This window comes from Mesorhizobium sp. B2-6-2, assembly GCF_006440615.1.
Lineage (GTDB): Bacteria > Pseudomonadota > Alphaproteobacteria > Rhizobiales > Rhizobiaceae > Mesorhizobium.
Genome location: NZ_VFUG01000001.1, coordinates 913,358 through 937,894 on the forward strand (window position 1 = coordinate 913,358; position 24,537 = coordinate 937,894).

Consider the following 24,537-nt stretch of genomic DNA (forward strand, 5'->3'; position numbering starts at 1 on the left):
AGCCGAGGCAAAGGACATGACCGGCTCTCATGCGGCCTCGAAGGGGTCCACGTCGCGATTCTTGGCTGTGGCGCTTGGGCTTCTCGGCGTTCTGATGTTTCTCGGGCTCGGCGTCTGGCAGCTGGAAAGACGGGTCTGGAAGCTCGACCTGATCGCCCGCGTCGACCACCGCATCCATGCTCCCGTCGTCGATGCGCCCGGTCCGCAGGACTGGAGCGGGTTCAGCGCGCCGGATCATGAATATCGCCATGTGCGGCTGGCCGGGCGCTTGCAGGGCGGCGCCAACACGCTGGTGCAGGCGGTGACCGAGCTTGGCGGCGGCTATTGGGTGCTGACGCCGATGCGCGACGACCGCGGTTTCACGGTCCTCGTCAACCGCGGCTTCATCCCGCAGGAGCGCAAGGTGGAATTCGAGCGGGAGAATGCCGCGCTCGCCGCGCCGGCGACGGTCGACGGGCTGCTGCGCATCAGCGAGCCCGGCGGCGGTTTCCTGCGCAGCAACGATCCCGCAGCCGACCGCTGGTATTCGCGCGACGTCACGGCAATCGCCAAGGCGCGCGGCCTGGCGGACGTCGCGCCCTATTTCATCGATGCCGAGGCATCCGGCGCTGCTGGCTGGCCGCGCGGCGGGCTCACCGTCGTCACCTTCCGCAACAGCCATCTCGTCTATGCTTTGACCTGGTTTGCCCTGGCAGGGATGCTGGCGATGGCGCTCGCCAGGCAGGTCCTCGCCGGCCGCCGGAACTGGGATGCAGCGTGATGAATATCGCGTGGCCCTATCACGACAAGCCGTTCCTGACGCTTCCTCCGACTGGGCTGGGAGGCGCCGCCTCGGACGCCGACGTCACGAACAGGAAGAACCTGCTCCTGCTCGTCCAGCTGCGCTGGCTGGCGGTGGCGGGGCAGGTGCTGACCATCCTGGTCACGCAATACTGGTTCGCCATCCCGCTGCCGCTCGCCGAGATGGCCGGCGTGGTGCTCTTCCTGGTCGGCCTCAACATCTTCAGCCTGCTCGCCCTGCGCGGCAACCGCCGGATCTCCAACGCGCAGCTCTTCGTCGCGCTGATTTTCGACATGGCGGCGTTGACGACGCAGCTCTACCTGAGCGGCGGCGTGTCGAATCCGTTCGTGTCGCTTTACCTGCTGCAGATCACGCTCGGCGCTGCGCTGCTGGCGCCATGGTCGACCTGGCTCCTGGTGGTGGCGGCCTCTGCCTGCTTCGTCTTCCTCATCTTCGTTTTCCAGCCGATCGCCATTCCGCGTCACGGCGGCAGCGACTTCCAGGCGCTGCATCTGCGCGGCATGTTCATCTGCTTCGTGCTCGCGGCCGGCCTGATCGTGATCTTCATGACCCGAATCAACCGCAACCTGCGCGAACGCGATGCCTATCTCGCCGACCTGCGCCAGCGTTCGGCCGAGGAAGATCACATCGTGCGCATGGGCCTGCTGGCCTCGGGTGCGGCGCATGAACTGGGCACACCGCTCTCGACAATATCGGTCATCCTGTCCGACTGGCGCCAGATGCGCGGCGTCAAGCGCAACCGCGAGCTTTCCGACGACGTGGCCGAGATGCAGGCGCAGATCGAGCGCTGCAAAGGCATCGTCACGGGCATTCTCATGTCCTCCGGCCAGGCGCGGGGCGAGGGCACGATCCGCACCACGATCCGCCGCTTCCTCGACGATCTCGTCGAGGAATGGCGCGTCAGCCGCCAGCCCCTCAAGCTGGACTACAGCAACGGCTTCGAGCCGGACGAGCAGATCGTGTCCGACACGGCGCTGAAACAGGTGATCTTCAATGTGCTCGACAATGCGCAGGAAGCATCGCACGATTGGGTCGGCGTCACCGTCGAGCGGCGGGACGAGAAGCTGGTGCTCTCCGTCGAGGATCGCGGACCGGGTTTCGACAAGGATATCCTGGACACGCTCGGCCAGCCCTATATGTCGAGCAAGGGACGACCAGGCGGCGGCCTGGGCCTCTTCCTGGTGTTCAACGTGGTGCGCAAGCTTGGCGGCGACGTTTCGGCGCGCAACATGGCCGAGGGCGCCCGTGTTACCCTTTCGCTGCCGCTGGCGGCGCTGACCTATGGAGACGATCGTGAAATCTGATCGATCCTTGTTCGTCGTCGAGGACGACGCGACCTTTGCGCGCACGCTCAAACGCTCGTTTGAAAAGCGCGACTACGACGTCGTGGTCTGCCACGACCGCGAGGCGCTGCTGGTCGCGCTGGAAACGGCCGTTCCGGCCTACGCCGTCGTCGACCTCAAGCTCGGATCGGGATCGGGTCTCGAATGCGTCAAGCTTCTCAGCGCCCGCAATCCATCGATGCGCATCGTCGTGCTGACGGGATTTGCCAGCATCTCCACGGCGGTCGAGGCGATCAAGCTCGGCGCGTGCCACTATCTGGCCAAGCCCGCCAACACCGATGACATCGAAGCCGCCTTCGGCCGCGCCGAGGGGGACGTTTCGGTGCCGCTCACCAGCCGCCCCACCTCGATCAAGAACCTCGAATGGGAACGTATCCACGAAACGCTGGTCGAGACCGGCTTCAACATCTCCGAAACCGCGCGCCGGCTCGGCCTGCACCGGCGCACGCTTGCCCGCAAGCTTGAGAAGCGCGTGGTGCAGTAGGGCGCCGCATCAACCCTATTCCCGAACGGACACGGCCAGCACCGAGACGCAGTCGCCCGCCTTGACCAGGCCCGGGAAGTGACGCGCGGCGAGCAGCCCCGACATCCTTGCCCTGATCTCCTGCGGCGCTTGTCCGGTGCGCCCGACCGGATGGATGCGCGCGACAACCTGGCCGCTCTCCACAGGCTCGCCGAGGTCGAGCATCGTCTCGATCATGCCGTCATCCTCGGCGAAGGCGAAGCAATCGCCTGACGGCATGTCCAGCCACTGAGTTCTGCCCTTCTCGACCGCACCATCGACGATGCCGGCGTGGCGCAGCACGTTGAGGATGCCGCGCCGGGCGATCCGCACCGTCTCGGCGCGCGAGGTTCCGCCGCCGCCGAGCTCGGTGGTGACGAAGACCTTGCCCATCTCCTCGGCGGCCGTGTCATACATGCCGACCGCGTCGATCTCGGTCATGCGCATCGAGAACGGCGCCGAGAAAGCCTCGACGGCGGCGAAGGCCTTTTTCTCCTGGGCCTTGTCCGGCAGCGTATGCGCCGCGCAGAACGGCACGAAGTCCAGCGTTTTTCCGCCCGAATGGAAGTCGAAGACGATGTCTGCGCGCGGCAGCAGCTCGCGTTGGAAATAGTCGCCGATCTTCTCCGTCACCGTGCCGTCCGGGCGGCCGGGGAAGGAGCGGTTCATATTGCCCTTGTCGATCGGCGAGGTGCGCGTGCCGGCCCGGAAGGCCGGATAGTTCATCGCCGGCACGATGATGACCGTGCCGGAGACGTTTTTCGGATCGAGGGTGCGGGCGAGTTCGTAGAGCGCCAGCGGCCCCTCATATTCATCACCGTGATTGCCGCCGGTGAGCAGCGCCGTGGAGCCCTTGCCGTTGCGCACGACACAGACCGGAATCATCACCGATCCCCAGGCGGAATCGTCCCGGCTGTAGGGCAGGCGCAGGAAGCCGTGCTGAACGCCGTCGCGCTCGAAGTCGACGGTCGGTGCGATCGGCGAGGGACGCAAAGCGGACATCGGCTCAGTCCTTCACGAACAGTTTGCGCGGCACGTTGGCCAGGCACTCGACGCCGGTGTCGGTGATCAGGATCGACTCGGTGATCTCCAGCCCCATCGTCTCCAGCCACAGTCCGGTCATGAAATGGAAGGTCATGCCAGGCTTGAGCTCGGTGCGGTCGCCGGGACGCAGGCTCATGGTGCGCTCGCCCCAGTCCGGCGGATAGGAAAGACCGATCGAGTAGCCGGTGCGGTTGTCCTTGACGATGCCGTACTTTTTCAAGACGGCGAAGAAGGCATTGGCGATGTCCTCGCAGGCATTGCCCGGCTTGGCGGCGGCCAGACCTGCTTCCATGCCCTCAAGTGTGGCCTTCTCGGCATCGAGGAACGCCTGCGTCGGCTTGCCGAGGAACACGGTGCGCGACAGCGGACAATGGTAGCGATTGTAGCAGCCGGCGATCTCGAAGAACGTGCCTTCGTTCACCTTCATCGGCTTGTCGTCCCAGGTGAGATGCGGCGCCGAAGCGTCCGCTCCCGACGGCAAGAGCGGCACGATCGCCGGATAGTCGCCACCGATGCCGGCGACGCCGCGCGTGCCGGCATCGTAGATCTCGGCGACCAAGTCGCATTTGCGCATGCCGACCTCTATTTTGTCGACGATTCGCTGGTGCATCGCCTCGACGATACGGGCGGCGTTGCGCATATACTCGATCTCGGTCGGGCTTTTCACGGCGCGCTGCCAGTTCACCAGCGCTGTGGCATCGGCGAAGCGGGCATTGGGCAGGTGCTTCTGCAGCGCCGCGAAGGCGGCGGCCGAAAACCAGTAATTGTCCATCTCGACGCCGATGCTGAGCTTGTCCCAGCCGCGCTCGGCCAGCACGCTGGCGAGGTAATCCATCGGATGCCGCTCGGTCGACTGCACATAATGGTCGGCGTAGCCGATGATGTTGCCATGCGCGAGATAGGCGGTGCGCTTGGCGCCGTTGGCGTCCTGGCCGCGGCCGTACCAGACCGGCTCGCCGGAAGGCGGCACGATGACGGCCTGATGCACATAGAATGACCAGCCGTCATAGCCCGTCAGCCAGGCCATGTTGGAGGGATCGCTGACGATCAGCAGATCGACGCCTTTAGCCTCCATGGCTTTTCGTGTCTTGGCGAGGCGATCGGCAAATTCGCTCCGCGAGAATTTCAGGTTTGGCTGCATTTTGTTGTCCTCGTTTGTTGGGCCTGGCGGCCAGCATCAACTTTCGAAATCGAGCCCGGCATTGGCGGCGCGTGCACGGTCGCGAGCCAAAGTGGCGATCGCAGTGTCCTGCACGCCGGTGCCGGTGAGGTCGGCGATGGTGATGTCGCTGGCCGAGCGCCGTCCGGGCTTGCTGCCGGCGATGATCTGGCCGAGCTCCGTGACCTCGGCGTCGGCGGCGAAGACCGCCGCCTCGATGGCGTGATGGAGCTCGCCCAGGCGCCGCGTCTGCTTGGCGCTGTCGGCGACATAGAGATCGGCCATGCGCAGGATCGCCGGCGCGATCTCGTTCTTGTGCTCGGCATCCGAGCCCATGGCTGTGATGTGCTGGCCGGCGGTGACGAAACCAGCCTTGATCAGCGGTTCGGTCGACGGCGTGGTGGTGACGATGATGTCGGCGCCCGCTGCCGCGTTCGCCGCATCCGGCTCGGCCCGCACCAGGATACCGAGCTTCTCGCGCAGGCGCGCGGCGGTGGCTTCAGCCTTGGCGGCGTCGCGCGCCCAGATTCGTGCCTCTGCGATCGGCCGGACCAAACGCAGAGCTTCGAGCTGCAGCCCAGCCTGCAGGCCGGCGCCGAAGATCGCGGCTACGCTTGAGTCTTGGCGCGACAAATGCCTGGCCGCGACCGCGCCGGCGGCGGCCGTGCGGATATCGGTCAGATAGCCATTGTCGAGCAGCAGCGCCTCAACCACGCCGGTTTTGGCCGAAAGCAACACCATCATGCCGCCGCCGCTCGGCAGACCGAGCGTCGGATTGTCGAAGAAACCGGAGCTTATCTTGACGGCGAAACCGTCAATGCCCGGCACATAGGCGGACTTCACGTCGACCTCGCCGCGATGCTCGTGAATGTCGAGCCGCAGAATCGGCGGCATTGCCACCGGCAGCGTGGCCAAGGCGCGAAAAGCGTTCTCGACGCAGGCAACGGCGTCCAGATCGAGCGTCACGATCTTGCGAAGCTCCGCCTCGGTGAGGATTGTTATGCGGCTCATGCTGCGCGCTCCGCGATTGTCTCGCCGCAGACGATGCGACGGTGCAGGCTCATGTCGATGTTTTTGCCGGAGAGGATGAGAACAGTGGGGCCGTTCACTTTGACCTTGCCGGCAAGCAGCGCGCCTATGCCGACGGCCCCGGCGCCTTCGACAATCTCACGCTCCTCTTCATAGGCATGGCGGATGCCGGCGGCGATCTCGTCCTCGGCAAGCAGCACGACGTCGTCGAGCAGTCCCCGGCACATCGCAAAGGTCAGCCGGTTGTCGAGGCCGATGCCGCCGCCGAGCGAATCCGCCAGCGTCGGCAATTCCTCGACCTGCACCGGCCGGCCGGCGTCGAGGCTGGCCTTCATCGCAGCACCGCGCGCCATCGAGATGCCGACGATTTTGGTGCGCGGGCTCACGCCTTTGACCGCCGCCGCCACACCGGCCGCCAGCCCGCCGCCGGAGAGCGGCACCAGCACGGCCGCGGCATCCGGCACCTGCTCCATGATCTCCAATCCGAGCGTGCCTTGTCCGGCGACGATATCGGGATGGTCGAAGGGCGGCAGCATGATCAGCCCTTCTTCCGTCACCAGCCTGTCGACTTCCTGCTGGGCGTCGTCCTGGCTGTTGCCGACGATGCGGATATCCGCGCCGAGGCGACGGATGGCGTCGAGCTTGTTTTCCGGCACCAGCCTCGACATGCAGATCACCGCGCGGATGCCTTCGAGCTTTGCCGCATGCGCCAGCGCGCGGCCATGATTGCCGGTCGAGGCGGCGACGACGCCGCGCGATTTTTCTTCCGCGCTCAATGCTGCGATCGCATTGGAAGCGCCGCGCAGCTTGAACGCGCCGGTGGTCTGGTGATGCTCCAGCTTGAGATGAACAGGACGGCCCGCGCGGTCCGAGAGGCTTTGCGACAGCACGATGGGTGTCCGCTCGACCTTGCCTGCAATGCGCTCGCGCGCCGCGCGAATATGCTGAAGCCCAACAATCATTTCGATCACGGACATTTCGTTCACTGGGCCAGCGGCTTCGTCCACAGCCGGCCGAATTCGGGCCGGGGCGTTTCGTCGCCGCACAGCCGCAGGCAGTTCCAGGCGCTGGCCTGGTTGCTGGTGACGACCGGACGTCCGATCGCCTCCTCCATGCCGGGAACCGCCAGTGCGGCGCGCAACGCGGTGCATGAGACGAACAGCGCATCGGCCTGCGGATGGGTGACGTTGCGCGCCAGCTCGACCAGGGACGCCGGCGTGATGCGCGCCATCTCGCGGTCGTCCTCGAAACCGAGGCAGGTGAAGCTTTGGATATCGAAGCCGTGCGCGGCGAAATAGGCGGCCATCGGCCGGCTGGTCTCGACGGTGTAAGGAGTCAGGATGCTGATGCGCTTCACCCCAAAAGCGTTCAGGCCGCGCACGCCGGCCATCGGCGGGGTGACGACGGGCACGCCGGGCTTGGCTGCATGGATCGCCTGCTCGATCTCGGCGTCGCCGATCACCACCGACGCAGAGGTGCACGAGTAGCATATCGCATCGAGCGCCTCGTCCGGCAGGATCAGCGCCGCGCCCGCCGAAAGCGACGGCTGCATCTTGCGCAGATTATCCGGCGTCGTCGGATTGGCGTAGGGAATGCGCGCGACATAGACGCCGACCCGCTCGCTCGCCACCATGCGGCGGAAATCCACTTCGCTGGTGTGGTCGGTCGCAAGCGCGATCAGGCCGACGCGCTTTTCCAGCGGACGCGCGTCCAGCGTGGGGCGCGCCGCTTCGAGGCGAATCTCGGGCAATGCGTTCATGACTTTCATCTTTCGATCCTGCCGTAGCGATGCTCCAGCCAGCGCAACAGCACGACGGAGCAGAGGCTGATGACGAGGAAGAAGGCGCCGACCAGCGTCATCGGCTCGATGTAGCGGTAGTAAGTGTTGGCGACGCTCTTGGCCTGGTTCATCAGTTCCAGCACGGTGATCGCCGACAGCAGCGGCGTCTCCTTGAACATGGCGATGAAATAGTTGGCCAGGGCCGGGATCATCGGCGGGATCGCCTGCGGCAGGATGATATGCGTCCAGGTGTGGCGGCCGCCCAGATTGCAGGCCTTGGCAGCTTCCCACTGGCCGCGCGGCACATTGTCGATGCCGGCGCGGTAAACCTCGGCCGTGTAGGTGCCGTAGTGCAGGCCAAGCCCGATGACGCCCGCCACCAGCGGCGGCAGCAGGATGCCGATATCGGGCAGCACGTAGAAGATGAAATAGAGCTGCACCAGGAGCGGCGTGCCGCGGATGAACTCGGCGAACCAGCCGACGCTGCGCGCGACGATGCGGTTCTCCGAGCGCCGCGCCAGCGCGATCCCAAGCCCCACGATCGCCGCCAGGATCGAGCCGAGCACCGTCGCCAGGATGGTGATCTTCACCCCCTGGATCAGGGTCGGCATGATCTCCCAGACGAAGTTCCAATCCCAATCCATCAGACGCGCACTCCGTCGAGGCCGCGCGCCATGCGGCGCTCCAGCGTGCGAATGCCCCAGGAGATAATCAGCGCCAGCGCGAAATAGATGACCAGCACGGAGAGGAAGGGCATCAGCGTGCTGCCGGTCTGCGAGCGCACCACCTGCGCCTGGAAGGTCAGGTCGGCGAGCGAGATAAGCGACACGACCGAGGTTGCCTTGAGCAGCTCGATCGCGTTGTTGCCGAAGGTCGGCAGCATGACCAGCAGCGCCTGCGGCAGGATCACATGGCGCATGCCTTGCCAGCGGCCGAGATTGAGCGCCGTGCAGGCCTCGTATTGCTCGCGGCCGACCGACAGGATGGCGCCGCGCACGACTTCCGCCGCGTAGGCGCCGACATTCAAGCCCAGCGCCAGCACGCCGGCCTGCAGCGGCGTCAGCGACAGGCCGGCGAAAGGCAGCACGAAATAGGCCCAGAACAGCTGCACGAAGATCGAGGTGCCGCGGAAGAATTCGATGTAGGTCGTCGCCAACGCGCGGTTGACGAAGAAGCGCGACACGCGTCCGATGCCGGCCAGGAAGGCCATGATCAGCGCAAGCACCGACCCCATCAGCGTCAGCTCGATGGTGACAAGCGCTCCCTGCAATATCAGGCCGAGATAGCCGGACCACTGGGTCATAAAACTAGAAGTTTCCCAACATTTGATGTACTTGGCGCCTACCATCGACAGGGAGATGCCGGTTTACTCTCCGTAGCCGCAGCGCAGCTGCTGCGTAGGATGGGCAGGCAGATGAGGGGCAGCGCCAAACTTGAAATGCTGGCGCCGCCCCTCATCCGTCACTTCGTGACACCTTCTCCCCGTTAAACGGGGAGAAGGCAAAGGCCGCGTCCTACTTCGCCGCGCAGAGCTTCTCGCGCGTCGTCGACATCGCCGCCTTGGCGGAGAAGCCGTAGGGCTCGATGATCTTGGCGAACTCGCCGGACTTCTTCATTTTGGCGAGCTCGACGTCATAGGCGTCGCGCAGTGCCTCGTCGCCCTTCTTGAACGCTGCGCCATCGCAATAGACCGGCGCGCCCTGCACCGGCGCGATCACTTCGAGGTTCGGGTCGTTGGCCTTCTTCATCAGGTCGTTGATCGAGAGCACAGGCAGAGAATAGGCGTCGATACGGCCGTCCTGGACCATCTTCAGGCCGCTCTGGCCATCCGGCACGACGATGACGCGATCGCGCGGCACGCCGGCATTGAGCGCCAGCTTCTCCTCGGTGCCGCCGCCCGGCGCGCCGACCGTGGCGGAGCTGTCCTTGGCGATGTCCTCGTAGCTCTTGAAGCCCTTCGGATTGCCTTTCTTCACCAGCATCGCTTCGGCATCGCAAAGCACCGGCTCGGAATAGGCGACCGCCGCGCAACGCTCCGGCTTCATGAACAGGCCGGCGGTGACGACGTCGAAGCGGCCGGCCTGCAGGCCGGGGATCATCGCGCCGTATTCGGAGATGGAAGCGACGATGTCGTTGACGCCGAGACGCTTGAAGATCTCGCGCGCAACGTCGGGCGCCGCGCCCGATACCTTGCCGTCGGCGGCGACCGCCGTATAGGGCGGCTCGTTGGCGATGGCGACGCGGGCGAAGCCCTGCTGCTTGAGCTGCTCCAGCTTGGCGTCATCCGCCGACCGCGCGCCGGGGGCGAGCAACATCGCGGTGATCGCGAGGCCGGCGACGCCAGCCAGAATGCCAAGTTTCTTCATTGTTCCCAACTCCTTGTTTGTCTTCTTGGTTTACCTTGGTTCGGGGCGGCCTTTGGTCGCCCGTGGACGGCTTGCGCCGCCCGTTTGCATTGCGGTCAGACGCGATGTCCGGCCGCGATGATCTTCTTCAGGAAGCTCTGTGTTCTTTCCTGTTTGGGATGGCGGAAAATCTCATCGGGCTTGCCTTCCTCGACGATCCTGCCGCGGTCGAAGAACAGCACGCGGTCGGCGAAGTCGTGGGCGAAGCCCATCTCATGGGTGACCAGAAGCATCGTCATGTCGGTCTCGGCGGCGAGCTTGCGCATGACGTTGAGCACTTCCTCGACGAGCTCCGGATCGAGCGCCGAGGTGACCTCGTCGAACAGCATGATCTTGGGCGATAGCGCCAGCGCCCTGGCGATCGCCACGCGCTGCTTCTGGCCGCCGGAGAGCTGAGCCGGCATCGCCTTCGCCTTGTCCGCAAGTCCGACCATGTCGAGCAGTTCCATCGCCCGCTTCTCGGCGGCGGCGCGCGCGATGCCCTTGGTCAGCATCGGCGCCAGGGTCACATTGTCCATGACGCATTTGTGCGGGAAGAGATTGAACAGCTGGAAGACCATGCCGATCTTCTGGCGCATCCTGGCCAGGTGCCGCTCGTCGGCCGGCAGCAGCTGGCCGTTGCGCTCCATGTGGTAGAGCTGCTCGCCGTCGACCTGGATATGGCCGCCGTCGATCTTCTCCAGCGTCATCAGGATGCGCAGGATCGTCGTCTTGCCTGAACCGGACGGGCCGATCAGCGCCAGCTTCTCGCCGGGCATGACCTGCATCGATAGGCCGTCCAGCACCTTGAAGGCGCCGAAGCTCTTCGAAATCGCATCAACCTTGATGATGGGCTCGGGCAATCCATGTCCCCGTTCTGGAGAAGCCTATGCCCTTAACGATGCGAAACGCGCCAAATCATGTCAATTGAGAAAATAATATCATGACAATATTTTCGGCGCCGCACAATTTCAGGGCAATCTGGCTCCATTTGTGCATCAGATGGCGAGCAGGAGATGCTCCGGATCGCCGAGCAACAGCTTGGCGACAACGCTCAGGCCCGCCCGCAGTTCCCCCTCGGTGGTCGATCCGAGCGAGATGCGCACGGCCGGATGCCACGGCGTGTCGGCGATGCGGAACGAGGTGCCCGGCGCGATCGCCACTCCGCGCAGGCGCGCCTGCGCGACAAAGCTCTCCTCGGCCCGGTCGCCAGGCAGCTCGAGCCATAGATGCAGCCCGTCGCGGTGGACGCGGTAATCGACGCCGGCCAGCACTTCCGCAGCAATCTCCTGCCGGCGCCTCAGCGCGCCGCGCTGCCAGTTGACCAGCTCCATCGCGGTGCCGTCGGTCACCCAGCGCGTCGCGATTTCCGCCACCATCGGCGTCGCCATCCAGTTCGAGACGAGGTGGCGGTTGGCGACGGCCGCGACATAACGGTCCGGTACCGCGAGATAGCCGATGCGCAGGCCTGGCACGACGATTTTGGTGAAGGAGGTGACGTAAAGCGTCCGCTCCGGCGCAAAGGCGGCAACCGCGGGCGGCCTGCCTTCAACCAGCGGCCCGAGCACGTCGTTCTCGATGATGGCGATATCGTGCTTGCGGGCAACCGCCGCGATCTGTTCGCGCCTTGTGGCGTCCATGAGCGTCGCCGTCGGGTTGATCACAGACGGCTGGACGAACACAGCGCGGATGTCCGAGTGGCGGCAGGCCGCGTCAAGCGCTTCGGGGACCAGCCCGTTGCCGTCGATCGGCAGGCCTTCAAGGTTGAAGCCGAGATAGCGGGCGAGCGGGATCAGTGTGTGGTGGCCGATCGCTTCGGTAGCGACCGTCGAGCCGGGCGGCGCGACGCTCATCAGCGCCACCGTCATGCCGGCAGTGGCACCGTTGGTCAGGCTGATGTTCTGCGGCGAGGCTTCAAGGCCGCAAAGCTTCAGCCACTCGACCGCGACCGCGCGGTGGCGCGGGAAAACCATGTTCGGCCGGAACGACAGCGCCGAGCTCGACGGCAGGTTCTCGGAGAGCCAGCCCAGCGCCTGCTTCAGTTTCTCCAGATGCATCGGCTCGCAGACCGGCTTCAGGATGGAGAGGTCGATGACCTCGCCAAGCCGTTCCGGGATATAGGGCGGCTCGGGCTCGCGGCGCTGCGTCTGCACGAAGCTGCCGCGGCCGACCTCGCCGGAAATCAGTCCCCGGCGGATCAACTCCTCATAGGCGCGGCTGACGGTCTGCACCGAAAGCTTCAGATCGTCCGCCAGCCGGCGGTGCGTCGGCAGCCGCGTGCCGTTGGCCAGCCGCCCGTCATGGATGGCGCGTGCGAACTGGTCGGCCAGCGAGAGATAGGCCGGTCGGCGGATGAGAGCAGGATCTGGCTGCCATAATGTCATGACTTATTAGAGATCGAAATCAGTGCAATTGACAATCGAAATAATGCATCGTCATGGTGTCCGCAACGAAAGGCGGACCCCGCATGGCGGCAGCGAAACTCGACCCGATCGACCTCAGGATTCTCGACGCCATCCAGCGCGACGGGCGCATCACCAAGCTGGCGCTGGCCGAGAAGGTCGGCCTGTCGCCGACGCCGTGCTGGATGCGGCTGCGCAAGCTGGAGAAGGCCGGCATCGTCTCCGGCTATCACGCCGCGATCGCCATGCGTGCCGTCGCGCCGGTGGCGACGGTGCTGATGGAGGTGACCCTGGCCAATCATCGCCAGGCTGACTTCGACCGCTTCGAGCGGGTGGTGCGCGATATCCCGGAGATCATTGCCTGCTGGTCGGTGGGCGGCGGCGTCGACTACGTGCTGAAAGTGATGGCGCGCGACATCGACGCCTATCAACGGCTGGTCGACGGGCTGCTTGAGCGCGAGATCGGCATCGACCGCTACTTCACCTACATCGTCACCAAGACGGTCAAGGACGAAACCGTGCTGCCGGTGGCCGATCTGCTGCCGTAATAAGGGTGATGTCTCGGCGAAGGCCCCCTCATCCGGCCGCTTCGCGGCCACCTTCTCCCCGAGGGGAGAAGAGATTTGGCGCCGGGGCTCGCTTCCTCCTCTCCCCTCGGGGAGAGGTCGGATTGCCCCGAATTGCTCTTCGCAATTCGGTTGGCAATCCGGGTGAGGGGGAACTTTGCCTCAGCCGTCGAGCTAGAGAGATTGTCTGAGGCCGCCGGGCAATAGAGATAGTCTCTCTCTGTCAGCTTGCCGAAACAGCCCCTTTGTCTCGATCGTGCGACTAGTCTCTCCATATCGCCTCGGCACCGGGAGACCCGACTGATGTCCGCGCATTTTGCTCGTACCAACCACCATGACGCGCTCGACCGCCTCGCCGATCGCCGGCTGCTGCGCGCGCTCGCCTATGTCGACGGCCACTGGACGGCGAGCGAAGCGGCGGCAAGTTTTGAGGTTACCGATCCGGCCACCGGCGCTACCGTCGCCTTTGTCGCCGCGCTCGATGCTGCCCAGACGACAAAGGCGATCAATGCCGCGTCACGTGCGTTTCCCGCCTGGCGCTCGGCGCTGCCGCAGGAGCGCTCGAAAATCCTGCGAAAATGGTTCGATCTGATCATCGCCGCCAAGGACGATCTGGCGCTGCTGATGACGCTGGAACAAGGCAAGCCGCTGAAGGAATCGCTGGGCGAGATCGACTACGCCGCGTCCTTCGTCGAGTGGTATGCCGAGGAAGCGAAACGCCTCAACGCCGAAAGCGTCACCAGCCATCTGCCGAATGCGGAGATGTCGGTGCGCCGCGAACCGCTCGGTGTCGTCGGCATCGTGACGCCGTGGAATTTTCCGTCGGCCATGCTCACCCGCAAGGCGGCCGCAGCTTTGGCCGCTGGCTGCACCGTCGTGGCGCACCCGTCCTCGGAAACGCCGCTGTCGGCTTTGGCGCTGGCCGAGCTCGGCGAGCGTGCCGGGCTGCCGGCAGGCGTCTTCAACATCGTCACCGGTAATGCGCGCACCATCGTTGGCGCGATGTGCGCCGATGCGCGGGTCCGCGCCATGAGCTTCACCGGCTCGACCGAAGTCGGCCGGCTGATCGCCGCGCAGAGCGCGCCGACGATGAAACGGCTGGTGATGGAGCTCGGCGGCCACGCGCCGCTGATCGTCTTCGACGACGCCGATATCGACAAGGCCGTCAAGATCGCGCTCAATGCCAAATTCGCCACCTCCGGCCAGGATTGCCTCGCCGCCAACCGCATCTATGTGCAGCGGCCGATCTATGATCGCTTCTGCGCCGCTTTCGCCCGTCGCATCGAGCAACTCCGCACCGGCAACGGCCTATCCGCTGACGCCGATATCGGGCCGCTGATGCATGAGCGCGCGGTGAAGAAGGTCGAGGAGCAAGTCGCCGATGCGCTCACCCACGGCGCGCGCTGCCTGACCGGCGGCGAGCGCCACGCGGCCGGGCCGCTGTTCTATCAGCCGACGCTGCTCGCCGATGTGCCTGACGAAGCGCTGATCATGCGCGAAGAAACCTTCGGCCCTGTCGCCGCCGTGACGCCGTTCGACGACGAGGCGGAAGTCGTCGCCCGCGCCAATGCCACGGAATACGGCCTGGTCGCCTATGTCGTCACCGAAAACGGCGCGCGCCAGGCGCGCATGGGCCGCGCCTTGGAGTACGGCATGGTCGCGATCAACCGGGTCAAGATCACCGGCGCGCCGATCCCCTTCGGCGGCGTCAAGCAGTCCGGCATCGGCCGCGAGGGCTCGCGCCACGGCCTCGAAGCCTTCACCGATCTGAAATACCTCTGCCTCGACGTAGCCTAAGCTGCGCAGGCCTTATTCTCGTCAGGAGTCAAAAATGCTCGAACAGTCCAACGAACTCTCCGCCTGGGATCGCGACCACTTCTTCCATCCCTCGACGCATATGGGCACGCACGCGCGCGGTGAATCGCCGGCCCGCATCATGGTCGGCGGCGAAGGCGTCACCATCTGGGACAACACCGGCAAGAAGAGCATCGATGCCTTCGCCGGCCTCTATTGCGTCAATGTCGGTTACGGCCGCCAGAAGATCGCCGATGCCATCGCCGAGCAGGCGAAGAACCTCGCCTACTACCACGCCTATGTCGGGCATGGCACCGAGGCCTCTATCACGCTTGCCAAGATGATCGTCGACCGCGCGCCGAAAGGCATGAGCCGAGTCTATTTCGGCCTCTCCGGCTCCGATGCCAATGAGACCAACATCAAGCTGATCTGGTATTACAACAACGTTCTCGGCCGGCCCGAGAAGAAGAAGATCATCTCGCGCTGGCGTGGTTATCACGGCTCGGGCGTCATGACCGGGTCGCTGACCGGGCTCGAGCTGTTCCACAATGCCTTCGACTTGCCGCGCGCCCCGATCATGCATACCGAAGCGCCGTATTATTTCCGCCGCGCCGACCGCTCGATGAGCGAGGAGCAGTTCTCGCAGCATTGCGCCGACAAGCTTGAGGAGATGATCCTGGCCGAAGGCCCCGACACGGTCGCAGCCTTCATCGGCGAACCGATCCTCGGCACCGGCGGCATCGTTCCGCCGCCGGCCGGATATTGGGCAAAGATTCAGGCCGTGCTCAACAAATACGACGTGCTGCTCGTCGCCGACGAGGTGGTGACCGGCTTTGGTCGTCTCGGCACCATGTTCGGCTCCGACCATTACGGCATCAAGCCGGACCTGATCACCATCGCCAAGGGCCTGACCTCGGCCTATGCGCCGCTTTCCGGCGTGATCGTCGCCGACAAGGTCTGGCAGGTGCTGGTCAATGGCTCCGACAAGCTGGGCTCGCTTGGCCATGGCTGGACCTATTCGGCGCACCCGATCTGCGTTGCCGCCGGTGTCGCCAATCTCGAGCTGATCGACGAGATGGACCTGGTGCGGAACGCCGGCGAGACCGGTGCTTACTTCCGCGCCGAGCTCGCCAAGGCCGTAGGCGGCCACCGGAATGTCGGCGAGGTGCGTGGCGACGGCATGCTGGCCGCAATCGAGTTCGTGAAGGACCGCGACGACCGCGTCTTCTTCGATCCGGCGCTGAAGGTCGGGCCGCAGATCGCCACCGCGCTAGCGGCAAGCGGCGTCATCGGCCGCGCCATGCCGCAGGGCGACATCCTCGGTTTCGCGCCGCCGCTCTGCCTGACGCGCGAGGAAGCCGACATCATCGTCGCAAAAACCGCCGACGCGGTGAACAGCGTATTGGCGAGCATCTGAGAAGCGACATCTGAGAAGCGACATGAATGCCATGACCAGAACCGTTCCCGCCACAATGGCCGCCGTGCAGCTTACGGGCCATGGCGGCCTTGAGAAGCTCGTCTACCGCACGGATGTAAAGGTGCCGGCACCTGCCGCCGGCGAGGTGCTGGTCAAGGTCAGCGCCTGCGGCATGAACAACACCGATGTCTGGGTGCGCCAGGGCGCCTATGGCACTGAAGAGGACGCGGCTGCCGTGTCGACCTGGCGCCGGCAAGGCAACACACTGACCTTCCCGCGCATCCAAGGCACCGACACTGTTGGCACGATCGTCGCCGCCGGCGACGGCGTGCCTGCGAGCCGCATCGGCGAGCGCGTCATGGTCGACTTCTCGATCTATAACCGCGACGACGATTCGCTCGCCGACATCGACTATATGGGCCACGGCCGTGACGGCGGTTATGCCGAATACCAGGCGCTGCCGGCCGAGAACGCGCATGTCGTCGACACCGATCTGAGCGATGTCGAGCTCGCCACCTTCTGCTGTGCCTATCTCACCGGCGAGCAGATGCTGGAGCGGGCGGGCTTGAAAGCCGGCGAGCGTGTGTTGGTCACCGGCGCCTCCGGTGGTGTCGGCTCCGGCATCGTGCAACTGGCAAGGGCGCGGGGCGCCATCCCCTACGCCGTCGTCGGCAAGGGCAAGGAACAGGCCGTGCTCGACATCGGCGCCGAGAAGGTGATCACGCGCGGCGTGGCCGACCTGCTCACCGCCGTCATCGAAGCGACGGGCGGCGAGCCCGTCGATGTGGTCGCCGACCTCGTCGGCGGCGCCATCTTCAACGACCTTTTGCGCATCCTGCGCCCTGAGGGCCGCTACACGACTGCCGGCGCGATCGTCGGGCCGGTCGTGCAGCTCGACCTCCGCACCATGTATCTGAAGCAGCTCCAGCTCCACGGCTCGAGCCAGGGCACGCGGGCGGATTTCCGCCGCATCGTGCGCTACATCGAGGAAAAGAAGATCAAGCCGCTGGTCGGCGGCGTCTACAAACTGTCGGATTTCCACCGCGCCCAGACCGACTTCATGGCCAAGGACTTCGTCGGCAAGCTGGTGGTGGTGCCGGACGCGATGTGGAGCGGCGCCTGACCAGGAAAGAGGTCGGGTCGGGCTCGGCGGTTCGCCTTAGCCTTCCGTCCGGAATTGCGTAAAAGCAAGAGAAAGGATGTTTTCGCCGTTCCTGAAACGCTGTGGCGTCACAGACACGCAGCGCTGTGGAGGCGTGGCTCGCCGATGGCGATCCTGCATCGACGGACGGCGCGCGCTTACCCAGGTCATTGCGGCGCCGAGGTCTCTGCGTTATTTTAGCGGTTGATTGAATGCGCGATCTGCCTTGCCATCGCAGGCGCGTTCCTTGCCGTCTTGGCAGATTGTGAAGTCTTTAACAGACCGCGATGCCGCAAGCTGCGTTCTTGTGGCCGACGGGTGATAGCAGTTAGGGATTTTACCATGCTGCGATGCTGCGCGCTGATTGCAGCCTTTATCCTCGTGGGCCTCGCGACAGTGCAGGCGCACGCCGATCGGAGGGTTGCGCTTGTCATCGGCAATTCCGAATATCGCGAAATCCCTGCGTTGAAAAATCCGGACAAGGATGCCGACGACGTGTCGAGCACGTTCCGGCTGGCCGGCTTCGATGTGTTCGTCGCCAAGGATCTCACCAAGCTCCAGTTCGAGAAGGAATTTCGCAATTATCTCGCGGCGGCGGACGGCGCCGATCTGGCGGTCGTCTACTATTCGGGTCACGGCTTTCAGATCGGCGGCGAGAATTTCCTGATCCCGGTCGACGCGTCGCTCAAGGATGCGGCCGACATCGAGGTCCAGGCGGTCAAGCTCGACGACGTCCTGCAACAGTTGCGCGCCAAATCGAAGATCCAGGTGATCATCCTCGATGCCTGCCGCAACAACCCGTTCCCCCGCAAGGATTACTGGCTGCGCGACCAATTGATCGCGGCCGGCGGCACCGGCCTTGCGCAGGTCAAAAGCTCGCTGAACACGCTGATCGCCTTCGCCACGGAACCCGGCGCCGTCGCCTATGACGGGTCCGGCGATCTCAGCCCGTTTTCATCCGCCTTCTCCCGCCGCGCGCTGGCGCCGAACCAGGAGATACGCTCGGTCATGGCGGCCGTCCGCCGCGACGTGGTCGAGGCCACCAAGGGCGCGCAGGTCCCTTGGGAGAATTCCTCGCTGATCGACGAGGTGGTGCTGATGCGCCGCGCCAGCCGGCCGGCTTTGCCGCCGGTGCTGGAGAAGACCGTGCCGTCGGGCGTCGGTCCGGTCGCGCTTGACCTGCCGGTGCCGGTCGATGTCGATGGCGGCGCGGTCACCATCAGTATCGAAAGGCCGCCGGCGCTGGGGCGTCTGATCCTGGACGGCAAGCCGGTCGCGACGGGCGAGCCGATAGAAGGCAAGGATCTGCCGCGACTTGCGATGGATGTGCCGAAGAGCGCCGACGCCGAGGACCAGGTCGACATGCTGGCCTATGCCGCGCATGACGAATGGGGCGGCGGATCGCAGGGCATCCTGGTGTTCCGGGTCAAGAACGGCGAGGGCGCTGCAGGCAAGCAGCTTGTCGCCTCGCTGGAGTCCGAGCAGAAGCAACAGGTGCTTGAGCGCGGCATCCACATCGCCGGCGCCGCCGAGGCGATCGAGAACCGCGACGTCAAGATTCCGGTCGGTGTCGGCCCGGTGCCGCTGAAGCTGGATTTCCCGACCAAGGATCCGGCCGTAAGCGTGAAGCTTGCGAGCTATCCGGCAACCGGGACGCTGTCCCTGCCGGACCGGACCCTATCGCCGCAATCGAGCCTGATGGCCGACGAGGTCGATAAACTGCGCTACGAACCGCAGATAGGCGCGGTCAAGCCATTGATAGTCGGCGTCGAAATCAGGGCCGACAACGCACCGTCAAAGCCGGCGACGATGAAGCTGTCGCCGAGTGTCGACCCGTGCGACACGCAGGCAGGCGAACCCTTGGACCTGCAGGGCGTCGTTCCTGGCCTGTTGCCGAACGAGATCGGTGCCGGGGCGGTGGAGACCTGCCGGGCGGCGGTGAAGGCGTATCCTGATGTCGCGCGGTTCCACTACGAACTCGGGCGCGCGCTGCTCGCCGCCGGCAAGGTCGAGGAGGCCAAGAAGTCCATCCAGAAGGCCGCCGACCAGGGACATGTCGGCGCGGTGTTCGAGCTCGGCTATCTGGTCGCGTCGGGAATAGGAACGGCTGTCGATCCCACGAAAGCAAACACCTTCTATTCTGCTGCCTCCAGCAAGGGAGATCCTTACGGGATGACCGCTTGGGGCCGCGCTCTGTTCAACGGTTTCGGAGTCCAGCGCGATCCGAGCAAGGGATTGGACTTGCTGCTCAAGGGTGCGGCAATGGGGCATACCTACGCCATGAACGAGCTCGCTTCGATCTTCACAGAGGGCCGCAATGGTGTGCCTGAGGACTATGCTCGCGCGGTTGCCTTTCTCAAAGCGGGGGTAGAGCGGCAGGACATGTATTCGATGAACCTTCTCGGCCGCAACTATCTTACTGGTCGCGGCGTCGAGAAGGACCCGAAGCAGGCGCAATCGCTTTTTCAGAGAGCGATAGATCTGGGCCAGCCCTATGCACCCGCCAGTCTTGGCCGCATGTACCGCGACGGTGTCGGCGTGGTGCAGAACCTCGACGAAGCGCAAAGGCTGTTCGAATTGGCGGCCGCCCGTGGTGACTATTCCGGTGCGTATGACCGAGCAGCTCTTGAGATGCAGAAGGGCAACAAGGCCGATCAGGCTGTGGCTATCCGGTATCTCGCATACGCGGTCGGACTTGATCTTCGTGACGAGCTGCCGAGTGCAAAAACAACACTGGCGCAGTTTGGCGCAAAACCAAAGACGGCTGCCCTCAAGCAGTTGCGCTCGGAACTCAAATCGAAAATCCCCACGAGCGGGTCGGTCGACGACCAATTGATCAAGACGGCCAGAGCTGTCTGGGAGCAAGCCAACCCGCGCCGGGACTTGTTCTGATCAAAAAGGAGAAAAGGTGGTGGGTAGGGCATTGAAACAGGCAATCATCGCAACGATGCTATCCGGTGTCTTGGCGACCACTGGCTGCACCACCGTAACCCCTGAGATTGAGCCGGCACCGGCAACAAAGCACCGAACCAAGGTCGTTCGTACGACTACTGCGCCCAAGGTCATCAAACGGAAAAAGGTGACCACTAAGAAACTGATCAAGCCCGTTCAGAACGGAACGCCGCCTGTTATTACGCCTTTGGGTGGAGGTGCGGGAGGTGGTCACAGTTGGTAACGAGAGTCGATCGAGACCCTCTATCTCTCTAGATGGTGGTCCAGCTCTCATTTCCTAGAACCGCTCGCCAAGCCCGACCAATTGCTCTATGCTCCGGTCACATGCCGGTATCGAGATCGGGTTGTCCTGGCGGGGGCGTTCCATGTTCGAAGTCGTCGCATTCTGGCGAAAAATGCGAGCCAAGGCCCCGGCTTTTGGCCTAGTCGTTGCCGCGCTGCTGGTCTTCGGATCGCAGGCTGCGAGCGCCGCGCCGAACTGGACGCTCGATCCGTCCGCTTCGGTGCTCACCTACCAGTCGGTCAAGAAGAACACGATCGTCGAGACCAACAAGATCAGGAACATCACCGGCACGCTGAGTTCCGCCGGCGACGCCAGGATCAGCTTCGACCTCAATTCCGTCGACACCGGCGTCGACCTGCGCAACGTTCGCATGCGTTTCCTGTTTTTCGAGACATTCACCTATCCGACGGCCGAAGTCACGGCGAAGGTGGATCCGGCGGCGTTCGCCGATCTGCCGGCCAAGCGCCGGGTGAAGACGACATTGCCGTTCCGCCTCAGCCTGCACGGCGTCGACAAGGATCTCGAGGCAAGCGTCGTCGTCACCATGATCAGCGACACCCAGGTTTCCGTCGCTTCGGAGGCGCCCGTCGCGGTCCATGTCGAGGATTTCGGGCTCTTGCCCAACATCGACAAATTGCAGCAGGCGGCGAACGTGACCAACATCGTGCCCACGGCGTCGGTGTCCTTCGATTTCGTCTTCACCGCTGACGGCGCCAAGCCGGCCGCCGTGCAGACCGTTGCGGCCTCGACCGCCGAGGTCGGTCCCGTCGCCACCGATGCCGCGAAGGCCAATTTCAGCGACGAGGAGTGCCTCAACCGGTTTGCCGTGCTCTCGCGCACCGGCGCCATCTATTTCCGCCAGGCGAGCGCGAGGCTCGACGCCAAGAGCCGCCCGCTGCTGGCGGAGGTCGAGGGCGTCGTCGGCAAATGCCCGGCCCTCAAGGTCGAAGTGTCCGGCTACACCGATTCCGACGGATCGGCCGAGGCGAACAAGGCGCTCTCCGAGCGGCGCGCCCAGGCGGTCGCCGATGCGCTTATCGCCGACGGCGTGCCGCGCAACCAGATAAGCTCGGCCGGCTATGGCGAGGACAAGCCGGTCGCCGCCAACGACACGCCCAAGAACAAGGCGCTCAACCGGCGGATCGAATTCTCCGCCAGCAAGCTCGCCAACTGAGGTGGCGGTGGGTCCTAGTCCGATCGCCTTTTGCGGTGGCCTGCTTCGCGCTGCGGGAGCTGTGGCGCTTGCCCTGATTCTGACGATGGCCGCCGCCAATGCTGAGCGGCGCGTCGCGCTCGTACTCGGCAACTCGCAATATCAGCACGCGGCGCCGCTCGCCAATCCGGCGCGGGATGCGCAGGCCATGGCCGATCGGCTCAAGGACCTCGACTTCGAGGTGGTCTCCGGCTTCGACCTCACCAAGCAGCAGACGCAGACTACGGTGGCGCAGTTTGCCAAGCAGGTGCGGGGCGCCGACATCGCGCTTTTCTTCTATGCCGGCCATGGCCTGCAGGTCTCCGGCAAGAATTATCTGCTTCCGGTCGATGCCGCGCTCGAGGACGAGACCTCGCTAGATTTCGAGGCCGTCTCGGTCGATTTCGTCCTGCGCCAGATGTCGCGCGAGACCAGCATAAGACTGGTTTTCCTGGACGCTTGCCGCGACAATCCGCTTGCCGACGTGCTGGCGAAGACCGCCGGCATCAAGGGCGCAAGCAGCGGCCTCGCCGAAATCCCGATCGAGAATGGCGGCGCCGGCACGCTGGTCGCCTTCGCCGCAAGTCCGAACCAGCTCGCCTATGACGGTTCGGGCGACCACTCGCCGTTCACCACGGCGCTGCTCCAGCATATCGGCGAAGCCAACGTCTCCATCACCGAAGCGATGAACAGGGTGACCAGCGACGTCTTCAAGGCCACTGCCGGCAAGCAGCGCCCGTGGATCAACGTCTCGCTGACCACCGAGGTCGTCCTGCACAGGATCGATCTCAATGCGCCGCTGATCGTCGGCGAGGCGGGTACGCCGCAGGCCGAAGTGGGCTCCGGGACGCGTAACACCGGCGCGGCGTCCGGCCAGACCGACGACCAGCTTGCGCTCAATGCGCTGCGTGAAAGGATCCCGAAGCTGGCGACGGACGGCCCGATCTTCTTCGATCGCCCCGTCAAGTTCGGCGACCCGGCGATCGACGGCAAGAGCATAGCCCAACTGATCAAGGGACAACCGCTTTTCAGTCCGGTCGAAGGCCTCGACAAATCGGTCTGGCAAGGCAAGCACTGCGACGGCTGCCATGAGTGGAACGAGACCCGCCTTTGCGAGCAGGCGAAGAATTTCGCCGCCAACGACGTCTCCGTGCTGCGCCTGCAGCATCCGCTCGGTACGCGCTTCAAGGTCGCTTTGGCCAGGTGGGCGCAAGGCGGCTGCAAATGACTGTGTCCGGTAGGCCCTAGAGCAATTCCAGGAAAAGTGTGAGCGGTTTTCCGTCCGGAATTGCGTAAAAAACAAAGAGATAGGGCGTTTCGCCGTTTCCGTGAAACGGTGAAACGCACTAGTACGCGTCGACCGATTGCCGCTGCGCCTCCATCTCCACCATCTGGATGCCCATTTCGACGAAGGCCGAAAGCACGCCAAAGCGGTCCGCGGTCGAGACGCGCGCCAGCCCCGCCAGGATCCCGGCGTTGACGGCGTGGGCGGCGGGAAATCCAGTCGACAGCATATCGAAGGCCGGGTCGCGCCACGCCGCGGATAGAGCGATCCAAGCAGCCGGCGTCGTCGGCGACGGATCGACGGCGTCGCCCAGCGCCGTTCGATGGCGGGGATTGCCAGGCTCGCCGACCCAGTCGTTGACGAGCGCCAGCAATTCGAGGTCCCTATCGGCAAGGAGTTCTGAGAGATGGCTCAGGCATTCATGCCCCCACCAGACCGCGGCGCGTTCCGGCAGGAGATAGGCACAGAACGTGACAGCCTCCTCCGGCACGCGTCCGGCGAGCAGGGCGCGGCAGAACTCGAGCGGGGATTGATTGGCGGCCGGCGATTTCATGTCCCGGGCGATCGCGGGACAGGCAAGAAAGAGATCCCTTGCGGTTCTGTATCCGAGTTCGTTGGCCATGGCTGCCAAACCCCGAGAGCCAGCTGAAAACCACTCAAGCCTTTAGCCGAGAGCCGGTCAAGCCTTAGAGCCGGATGAACCCGTCTCTAAATCAAAGAGCTAGAGCATGATGTCGCCCGAAACCGCTTCACATTTTTCGGCATCATGCGCTAGCTTTTAGCAGGTGGCGGCCGTCGGCAACGTGCGCTTGTTCACAGACAATCGCTTCAAGATTTGATATGGTGCGCGTCAGCGAAACCCGCTCAAACAGGAGTGACGGTCATGCGGTGGGGCAGCTCAGCCTTGGCATTGGCGACCGTGCTTTTTTCAACGCACGTTTACGCCGATCCGCTTCAGAAATCGGAAGACATCGTGAAGTTCTTCGCCGGCCAGAGCAATCTCGGCGCGTCGCGCGGTATCTGCGTCGGCACCGAGGAAGAGTGCAAGAGCAAGGCCGACAAGAACGAGGCGCCCCAAAAGGGCAGCCTCGACATGATGATCAATTTCGCCCTGGATTCGGCCCAGCTCGACCAGACGGCGCGCACGGAGCTGGACGAGTTCGCCAAGGCGCTGAAGGACAATAGGCTGAGCACGTTCAGCTTCGTTGTCGAAGGCCACACCGACGCGACCGGTACGGATCGCTACAACCAGGACCTGTCGCAGCGAAGGGCGCAATCGGTGGCGGCCTTCCTGACGGCGAACGGCGTTCAATCTACCCGCCTCGCGCCGATCGGCATGGGCAAGTCGCATCCGCGCGTCGCCAATCCCTACGATCCGGTCAACCGCCGGGTGGAAATGCGGATCAGGACGCAATAGGCGGCCGGCCCTGTCTCCGGACGGCTCATAGCGAGACAGCCGGCC

General features: G+C 64.5%; 22 protein-coding genes. 11 read left to right on the forward strand and 11 right to left on the reverse strand.

Annotated features, from left to right (window positions below; genetic code table 11):
• The first annotated feature begins 16 nt into the window (after window positions 1-16).
• From FJ419_RS04475 to FJ419_RS04485, 3 genes are read left to right on the forward strand one after another with little or no spacing between them, the layout of a single operon-like run.
• A complete protein-coding gene (locus FJ419_RS04475) occupies window positions 17-760 on the forward strand; it encodes an SURF1 family protein (protein ID WP_140688156.1) in 744 nt (247 codons plus the stop codon).
• Window positions 760-2,106 (forward strand): ATP-binding protein, encoded by a 1,347-nt coding sequence (locus tag FJ419_RS04480; RefSeq protein ID WP_140687904.1) that lies wholly within the window; start codon window positions 760-762, stop codon window positions 2,104-2,106. The genes FJ419_RS04475 and FJ419_RS04480 overlap by 1 nt, the downstream gene beginning before the upstream one ends.
• The gene (locus tag FJ419_RS04485) at window positions 2,096-2,629 is read left to right on the forward strand and encodes a response regulator transcription factor (RefSeq protein WP_181170597.1); all 534 of its coding nucleotides are present in this window, start codon (window positions 2,096-2,098) and stop codon (window positions 2,627-2,629) included. Before FJ419_RS04480 ends, FJ419_RS04485 begins: the two co-directional genes overlap by 11 nt.
• Before the next feature lie 15 nt (window positions 2,630-2,644).
• Here FJ419_RS04485 and doeB read toward each other — a convergent pair whose 3' ends face one another.
• The 10 genes from doeB to FJ419_RS04535 all read right to left on the reverse strand — a co-directional run bounded on the left by doeB (window position 2,645) and on the right by FJ419_RS04535 (window position 12,427).
• Window positions 2,645-3,649, reverse strand: a complete 1,005-nt coding sequence (gene doeB, locus FJ419_RS04490; RefSeq protein ID WP_140687908.1) for a N(2)-acetyl-L-2,4-diaminobutanoate deacetylase DoeB — start codon at window positions 3,647-3,649, stop codon at window positions 2,645-2,647.
• A 4-nt stretch (window positions 3,650-3,653) separates the two neighbouring features.
• A complete protein-coding gene (gene doeA / locus FJ419_RS04495; protein WP_140687910.1) occupies window positions 3,654-4,832 on the reverse strand; it encodes an ectoine hydrolase DoeA in 1,179 nt (392 codons plus the stop codon).
• Between the two features lie 36 nt (window positions 4,833-4,868).
• On the reverse strand, window positions 4,869-5,861 hold the full coding sequence (locus FJ419_RS04500; protein WP_140687912.1) for a cyclodeaminase: 993 nt from the start codon (window positions 5,859-5,861) through the stop codon (window positions 4,869-4,871).
• Entirely contained in the window at window positions 5,858-6,841 is a 984-nt protein-coding gene (gene eutB, locus FJ419_RS04505; protein ID WP_140688158.1) for a hydroxyectoine utilization dehydratase EutB, read from the reverse strand. The genes FJ419_RS04500 and eutB overlap by 4 nt, the downstream gene beginning before the upstream one ends.
• 20 nt (window positions 6,842-6,861) lie before the next feature.
• Complete coding sequence (gene eutA, locus FJ419_RS04510; RefSeq protein ID WP_140688161.1) at window positions 6,862-7,638, reverse strand: ectoine utilization protein EutA; 777 nt, start codon at window positions 7,636-7,638, stop codon at window positions 6,862-6,864.
• Window positions 7,639-7,643: 5 nt separating this feature from the next.
• Window positions 7,644-8,303: an ectoine/hydroxyectoine ABC transporter permease subunit EhuD gene (gene ehuD, locus FJ419_RS04515; RefSeq protein ID WP_140687915.1), complete on the reverse strand. Its 660-nt coding sequence runs from the start codon at window positions 8,301-8,303 to the stop codon at window positions 7,644-7,646.
• Complete coding sequence (ehuC, locus tag FJ419_RS04520) at window positions 8,303-8,962, reverse strand: ectoine/hydroxyectoine ABC transporter permease subunit EhuC (protein WP_140687918.1); 660 nt, start codon at window positions 8,960-8,962, stop codon at window positions 8,303-8,305. Before ehuC ends, ehuD begins: the two co-directional genes overlap by 1 nt.
• 211 nt (window positions 8,963-9,173) lie before the next feature.
• On the reverse strand, window positions 9,174-10,025 hold the full coding sequence (gene ehuB / locus FJ419_RS04525; RefSeq protein WP_140687920.1) for an ectoine/hydroxyectoine ABC transporter substrate-binding protein EhuB: 852 nt from the start codon (window positions 10,023-10,025) through the stop codon (window positions 9,174-9,176).
• A 95-nt stretch (window positions 10,026-10,120) separates the two neighbouring features.
• Complete coding sequence (ehuA, locus tag FJ419_RS04530; protein ID WP_140687922.1) at window positions 10,121-10,906, reverse strand: ectoine/hydroxyectoine ABC transporter ATP-binding protein EhuA; 786 nt, start codon at window positions 10,904-10,906, stop codon at window positions 10,121-10,123.
• 135 nt (window positions 10,907-11,041) lie between these two features.
• A complete protein-coding gene (locus FJ419_RS04535; RefSeq protein ID WP_140687925.1) occupies window positions 11,042-12,427 on the reverse strand; it encodes a PLP-dependent aminotransferase family protein in 1,386 nt (461 codons plus the stop codon).
• 83 nt (window positions 12,428-12,510) lie between these two features.
• Here FJ419_RS04535 and FJ419_RS04540 point away from each other — a divergent pair, with 83 nt between their 5' ends.
• The 7 genes from FJ419_RS04540 to FJ419_RS04575 all read left to right on the forward strand — a co-directional run bounded on the left by FJ419_RS04540 (window position 12,511) and on the right by FJ419_RS04575 (window position 23,018).
• Complete coding sequence (locus FJ419_RS04540) at window positions 12,511-12,993, forward strand: Lrp/AsnC family transcriptional regulator (RefSeq protein ID WP_140687927.1); 483 nt, start codon at window positions 12,511-12,513, stop codon at window positions 12,991-12,993.
• Window positions 12,994-13,314: 321 nt separating this feature from the next.
• Complete coding sequence (locus FJ419_RS04545) at window positions 13,315-14,808, forward strand: NAD-dependent succinate-semialdehyde dehydrogenase (protein WP_140687929.1); 1,494 nt, start codon at window positions 13,315-13,317, stop codon at window positions 14,806-14,808.
• Window positions 14,809-14,842: 34 nt separating this feature from the next.
• Window positions 14,843-16,222, forward strand: a complete 1,380-nt coding sequence (locus FJ419_RS04550; RefSeq protein WP_140687931.1) for an aspartate aminotransferase family protein — start codon at window positions 14,843-14,845, stop codon at window positions 16,220-16,222.
• Window positions 16,223-16,244: 22 nt separating this feature from the next.
• Entirely contained in the window at window positions 16,245-17,345 is a 1,101-nt protein-coding gene (locus FJ419_RS04555) for an alcohol dehydrogenase family protein (protein ID WP_140687933.1), read from the forward strand.
• Between the two features lie 360 nt (window positions 17,346-17,705).
• A complete protein-coding gene (locus tag FJ419_RS04560) occupies window positions 17,706-20,255 on the forward strand; it encodes a caspase family protein (RefSeq protein ID WP_140687935.1) in 2,550 nt (849 codons plus the stop codon).
• 425 nt (window positions 20,256-20,680) lie between these two features.
• Window positions 20,681-21,772, forward strand: coding sequence for an OmpA family protein (locus FJ419_RS04570; RefSeq protein ID WP_140687942.1), 1,092 nt, complete (start codon window positions 20,681-20,683; stop codon window positions 21,770-21,772).
• Window positions 21,773-21,833: 61 nt separating this feature from the next.
• Window positions 21,834-23,018, forward strand: a complete 1,185-nt coding sequence (locus FJ419_RS04575; protein WP_246679117.1) for a caspase domain-containing protein — start codon at window positions 21,834-21,836, stop codon at window positions 23,016-23,018.
• 118 nt (window positions 23,019-23,136) lie between these two features.
• Here FJ419_RS04575 and FJ419_RS04580 read toward each other — a convergent pair whose 3' ends face one another.
• Window positions 23,137-23,628 carry a hypothetical protein gene (locus FJ419_RS04580; RefSeq protein WP_246679118.1) on the reverse strand — a complete coding sequence of 164 codons (492 nt, stop codon included), beginning with the start codon at window positions 23,626-23,628 and terminating at the stop codon, window positions 23,137-23,139.
• Between the two features lie 330 nt (window positions 23,629-23,958).
• Here FJ419_RS04580 and FJ419_RS04585 point away from each other — a divergent pair, with 330 nt between their 5' ends.
• Window positions 23,959-24,492, forward strand: coding sequence for an OmpA family protein (locus tag FJ419_RS04585; RefSeq protein ID WP_181170598.1), 534 nt, complete (start codon window positions 23,959-23,961; stop codon window positions 24,490-24,492).
• Window positions 24,493-24,537: the final 45 nt, after the last annotated feature.

Bases quoted from the DNA above. Each gene is read 5' to 3' on its own strand.
- FJ419_RS04475 (WP_140688156.1), top strand. From the start codon at position 17: ATGACCGGCTCTCATGCGGCCTCGAAGGGGTCCACGTCGCGATTCTTG.
- FJ419_RS04480 (WP_140687904.1), top strand. From the start codon at position 760: ATGAATATCGCGTGGCCCTATCACGACAAGCCGTTCCTGACGCTTCCT.
- doeB (WP_140687908.1), bottom strand. From the start codon at position 3,649: ATGTCCGCTTTGCGTCCCTCGCCGATCGCACCGACCGTCGACTTCGAG.
- doeA (WP_140687910.1), bottom strand. From the start codon at position 4,832: ATGCAGCCAAACCTGAAATTCTCGCGGAGCGAATTTGCCGATCGCCTC.
- FJ419_RS04500 (WP_140687912.1), bottom strand. From the start codon at position 5,861: ATGAGCCGCATAACAATCCTCACCGAGGCGGAGCTTCGCAAGATCGTG.
- eutB (WP_140688158.1), bottom strand. From the start codon at position 6,841: ATGATTGTTGGGCTTCAGCATATTCGCGCGGCGCGCGAGCGCATTGCA.
- eutA (WP_140688161.1), bottom strand. From the start codon at position 7,638: ATGAACGCATTGCCCGAGATTCGCCTCGAAGCGGCGCGCCCCACGCTG.
- ehuD (WP_140687915.1), bottom strand. From the start codon at position 8,303: ATGGATTGGGATTGGAACTTCGTCTGGGAGATCATGCCGACCCTGATC.
- ehuC (WP_140687918.1), bottom strand. From the start codon at position 8,962: ATGACCCAGTGGTCCGGCTATCTCGGCCTGATATTGCAGGGAGCGCTT.
- ehuB (WP_140687920.1), bottom strand. From the start codon at position 10,025: ATGAAGAAACTTGGCATTCTGGCTGGCGTCGCCGGCCTCGCGATCACC.
- FJ419_RS04535 (WP_140687925.1), bottom strand. From the start codon at position 12,427: ATGACATTATGGCAGCCAGATCCTGCTCTCATCCGCCGACCGGCCTAT.
- FJ419_RS04540 (WP_140687927.1), top strand. From the start codon at position 12,511: ATGGCGGCAGCGAAACTCGACCCGATCGACCTCAGGATTCTCGACGCC.
- FJ419_RS04545 (WP_140687929.1), top strand. From the start codon at position 13,315: ATGTCCGCGCATTTTGCTCGTACCAACCACCATGACGCGCTCGACCGC.
- FJ419_RS04550 (WP_140687931.1), top strand. From the start codon at position 14,843: ATGCTCGAACAGTCCAACGAACTCTCCGCCTGGGATCGCGACCACTTC.
- FJ419_RS04555 (WP_140687933.1), top strand. From the start codon at position 16,245: ATGAATGCCATGACCAGAACCGTTCCCGCCACAATGGCCGCCGTGCAG.
- FJ419_RS04560 (WP_140687935.1), top strand. From the start codon at position 17,706: ATGCTGCGATGCTGCGCGCTGATTGCAGCCTTTATCCTCGTGGGCCTC.
- FJ419_RS04570 (WP_140687942.1), top strand. From the start codon at position 20,681: ATGTTCGAAGTCGTCGCATTCTGGCGAAAAATGCGAGCCAAGGCCCCG.
- FJ419_RS04580 (WP_246679118.1), bottom strand. From the start codon at position 23,628: ATGAAATCGCCGGCCGCCAATCAATCCCCGCTCGAGTTCTGCCGCGCC.
- FJ419_RS04585 (WP_181170598.1), top strand. From the start codon at position 23,959: ATGCGGTGGGGCAGCTCAGCCTTGGCATTGGCGACCGTGCTTTTTTCA.